This window comes from Aestuariivirga sp. (genome assembly GCF_041738905.1).
GTDB lineage: Bacteria > Pseudomonadota > Alphaproteobacteria > Rhizobiales > Aestuariivirgaceae > Aestuariivirga.
Map to the genome: position 1 here is coordinate 1 of NZ_JBGSOZ010000127.1, position 3966 is coordinate 3966.

4 protein-coding genes are annotated in these 3966 nt (G+C 58.3%); 3 read left to right on the forward strand and 1 reads right to left on the reverse strand.

The features are described 5' to 3' along the window. A partial coding sequence (locus ACEW8Q_RS11480; protein WP_373504193.1) for a DUF2924 domain-containing protein occupies nt 1-204 on the reverse strand: 204 nt, incomplete at its 3' end. A 356-nt stretch (nt 205-560) separates the two neighbouring features. Between ACEW8Q_RS11480 and ACEW8Q_RS11485 the strand changes: the two genes are divergently transcribed. From ACEW8Q_RS11485 to ACEW8Q_RS11495, 3 genes are all read left to right on the forward strand, one after another. Further along, nucleotides 561-2663 carry a hypothetical protein gene (locus ACEW8Q_RS11485; protein WP_373504194.1) on the forward strand — a complete coding sequence of 701 codons (2103 nt, stop codon included), beginning with the start codon at nt 561-563 and terminating at the stop codon, nt 2661-2663. A 107-nt stretch (nt 2664-2770) separates the two neighbouring features. Continuing rightward, nucleotides 2771-3016, forward strand: coding sequence for a hypothetical protein (locus ACEW8Q_RS11490; protein WP_373504195.1), 246 nt, complete (start codon nt 2771-2773; stop codon nt 3014-3016). A gap of 101 nt (nt 3017-3117) precedes the next feature. Beyond that, on the forward strand, nt 3118-3840 hold the full coding sequence (locus ACEW8Q_RS11495) for an RNA polymerase sigma factor (RefSeq protein ID WP_373504196.1): 723 nt from the start codon (nt 3118-3120) through the stop codon (nt 3838-3840). Nucleotides 3841-3966: the final 126 nt, after the last annotated feature.

Consider the following 3966-nt stretch of genomic DNA (forward strand, 5'->3'; position numbering starts at 1 on the left):
GGCTTCCAGTCGCCGGATCGTATCGGGCTTCAGCCCGCCATAGGCCAGTTCCTGGATGCGGTAGGCCAGACGTGATTCAAGATAGCGGCGGTTGAAAGGAGGCGGTTCTGTTTCGAACAGGTCGCGCCACTGCGCCTTCAGCTCGGGCGTGGTGGTCGTCTTCAGCGCGGCCAGGCGCTTCGGGATGGGATCGGACTTCGTCATGCGTCTCTCCGGTGGCTTGGAGTTGCATGAAGGCATTGGTCGGCCAGACAGTGTAGGCAACTTTCTCCAGTCTGGTCAGAGAATTCACCCCGTACCTGCATCCGCAGCCGGATCAGGCCAAGCGCCAGCAGCCCGCACAGTTCGGCGCGGCGCTGTGCGTGGGTCAACTGGGTTGGCGGTGTGGGATTGGGGCGTTTCATCGTTGACCTGGCGGGAGCATACACAAGCCTAAAGCCACCCCGGATGCCCGCGTGGGACACGCCGGGCGTTGTCTCTGCAAGAATCTGATTGCAGCCGCCTAAAACTTCACGGAAGTTGATCTGGTTCAGTATTTAACAATCATTACGGGAGGTGAGATGGCGCGTCAGTCGAAACGTATGGGCCGGTCCCTGACATACGTCCTGGATAACGCCAGCACCGAGCATCTTTCGTTGTACTTGCAACAGCCGGACGAGAACTTTGCCGTTGTTTCGGCATCTTTGAGTAGCATCGAAGACCACGACGAGGATAGCCTGCGGAATGTTTTTGCCGCAGACCTATCAAAGTTATCATTGGAAGACCTTCAGCCGATTGAGACTGAGAGCCAGCGGATTTATCTGCTAGCAGAAGGAAAGGGCCCGGACTCATGTCCACCGGTCCTGAAACGCCATTTATCCAACGAAGAATTTGAAACGTGGCAGTCGCAACCAGACGACCTTTGTCGTGCGATTTGGCTGCACGTGAAGCACCGCAAGGCATTTGACGACTGTGTCGCATTTCGCAATGCGCGCGAATGGCGAAAGGCTGAGCATGCCTTCAGCGCGCTGGATGTTCCGTTGGAAGAAAACTTCGGCTTTGTCGGAGATGACGTGCCCGAAGTTGAATTGCTCACGGCCATCCAGAAGAAGCTGAAGTTGTCAAAACGATGCGGAATTAGCGTTATAGACCTGCCTAAAAACAAAGACTACCCAGCATCAGTAATGGCAATCGTTCGACATGGGGGGCGAAAGTCAAGCGTTGCTGAGCACCCTGATGATGGGAGCCGTCGGCTTCACTATTTCCTGCCACAGGATGAAGTTGTCCTGATCTTCACTCCAAGTAGCCAGAGGCTGGAGGTCTGCGCGCAAACGGCTGAAGTTCGCAGTGCTGTGTCCGAGACTTTTGCAAAAGTGGCGCTAAAGCATGATATCTCGAGCAAGCCACTGACATGGGCAAACTATGACACATCCAGATTTCTGCAATCGCTAGAGCTCGATGCCCCCGAAGTGCCGGGTTTTTTGATAGAGCGCGCTGCAGTCACAGAGATTGAGCTCCGTGTCGGGCAGTGGGAACGCCGCCTAAAACTGCGCGTCCCCTTCCGAGATGATATCTCGCAGTTTCTTGAACAGACAATCGGCCACAAACGCATATTGCGGCGAGCACTCGGGGTTAGCCGCATTGCTTTTTCAATCAAGTTCACTCGGGACGGTCACGATGTCGCCGAACTGTTGGAATTCGCAATATCAGATCGGAACCGCTGCAATTTGAGTGCTAACGTCGATTCCGAGTTGCGACGACTTGGGAGAGCGCTTCTTTCGCATTGGGGCGTGATGCAACCCTTTCGGGATCTGGATCATAGTGAGATCGATGCCCTGCTGCCGATTCTCGCGGAACTGTTTGATTTGGGTGAAGATAAAATATCCGCTCAATTTTTTGAAAAGCGCGGCGTTGACCCGACACGCCTTGTCCAAGCTGGACTACTGGTTCGACATTCGGCCGAACCGATACTGATCGAAGATATCGACGCGGAACAGGACCCCCCATCCCAAGACAGTCGAGTCGTCTACCAGGTCAAGCATGGTTGGCTTGAGCAACGCTTGGTCGATGCGCTGCAAGGATTGATCGATGATCGACCGCGAGCCCAATCTGACAGAGACTTCGTAAAGATCGGATCGGCAAGGTTCGGTGACCAAAGTGTCCCCTGCTACCTATGCCGCGGGCTCTCTGACACGAACCGCTACATGCAGGCAGACGGCAAGTTCCGCCAGGACGTATCGACGCTCCCCGGAATCGTCTTCACTGGCAAGGAAATTGGCTGGGAACACATCGGTCCCCACGTTGTGATCCCGATAGTGCGAAGCGGGACTCTCCCGACAACTGGCAATGTCCTGACTGCGAGTGACGTTGAGGCAGCCTTCCGGACCGGCCTTGCCGCTGCTCTTGGGGCCGAGAAGGTGAGTTTGGAACCGGGGCCTGGAAAGCAACTCATCCTGAAAGTGCCTGGCAAGCCGCATCTTCCAGTCGATGGCGAACATCAGCAAAACTGCATCCGTCTTCTGGTTGAAGACCACCATCGTGGTGGGGTCGGCGTCGAGACCTCCGCGTTGCTTGGTAACAGCAGCTCAAAGTCGGTTGGGCAACTTTTCGGAACACGATGGGATGCGATCAAAGACACCTACGTCCGAAACGTTCGGCGAAAATTCTGGGCTTTGAGCACTTAAATTCGTCCCCGTCCGAGCTTGATTGATGCTCCATTGATGTTTCGACCGGTCGTCAGTCGATGATTCCCTGATGCAATTCGGGTGCTCCACTCACAGAGGAGCACCCAATGCCGACTCCCTTCCCATCGCGCCAAGCCGCCCCGCCGAGCTGGCCCACCGGCGCGAAACCCAAGCCCACCATCCTGAACCCGGAATGGCGCTGCACGCGCTGTGACAAGCTGCTCGGCGTTTGCCGGGACGGCCGCATGCACCTGCGCTTTGCGCGGGGGCACGAGTACTTCGTGGGTTTCCCCGTCCAGGCCACGTGCCGCGGCTGCGGGACGCTGAATCAGGCGTCCAGCCCCACCGACTGACGCGACCCACGACCACCAACCCCCTGAAATCGCAGAGACGCGCGACGTCCTGACCTGGCCACACAAAGGCGCTGGACGCCTGGCCGCAAGGCAGGCGTCCAATGTCTTTCGCATGGCACGAGATCCGTGATCAAATCATGCATTCCGCTTCCACCCTCCGCTTCCAGCGCAGTTTCGATGCCATCCGGCGCGAACAGGGGCCGGTCCTAGGCTTCCGCGATCCAGCCGCCTTGCTGGATGCGCTGCATCAGAAAGCGGGCAGCCCGGATCAGAAGAACCTGATCCTCGCCGCTCTGGCCCGCGCTGCGCATTCCGATGGGCATACGGGCGATTGCGCCCTTACCCTGATGTTGCTGGCGCTCTGGCCCGGTCTCGACGCCATCCGGCGCCGTTGCATCTGGCGCAAGGTCGGCACCGGCGATGAAATCGCCGCCGACATCCTTGGCCGCACTACTGAAGCAATTCGCGGTCTGGACCTGCAACGGGTCAACTGGATCGCGGGCACCATCCTGCGCAACGTCGAGCGGGATATCCTGCGCGCCCATCAGCGAGAAGCCGGTCGCCAAAGTCTGCGCAGCGAAACCGAACCTGACGAGGTTGCCGTCGATGATGGTTCCGCCGACGCGGCGATCAGCGAGGCACAACTGCTTCGCGATCTTCGGCTGCTGGTGGGTGCGGATGCAATCCTTGTGATCCGCGTGGCGGTCGAAGGCTTCAGCCAAGCCGAAGCTGGCGTCGAACTTGGCCTGTCCGAGGCGGCGGCGCGCAAGCGCTACCAGCGCGCCACCCAGCGGCTGCGCGACGCTCTTCAGAAAATCCACTGACCCCGATGTCCCGATCCGGACAGCGCGGTGGCTTTTCACATTCAGACGCCACCGCGCGTCTTCCTCCAACCGAAAGCCGACACGCATGAACAGCATTGCCGACCTTTCGCCCACGGACCTCAAGCG

Excerpts from the sequence above, each read along its gene's own strand:
- ACEW8Q_RS11490 (WP_373504195.1), top strand. The coding sequence starts at position 2,771 with ATGCCGACTCCCTTCCCATCGCGCCAAGCCGCCCCGCCGAGCTGGCCC.
- ACEW8Q_RS11485 (WP_373504194.1), top strand. The coding sequence starts at position 561 with ATGGCGCGTCAGTCGAAACGTATGGGCCGGTCCCTGACATACGTCCTG.
- ACEW8Q_RS11495 (WP_373504196.1), top strand. The coding sequence starts at position 3,118 with ATGTCTTTCGCATGGCACGAGATCCGTGATCAAATCATGCATTCCGCT.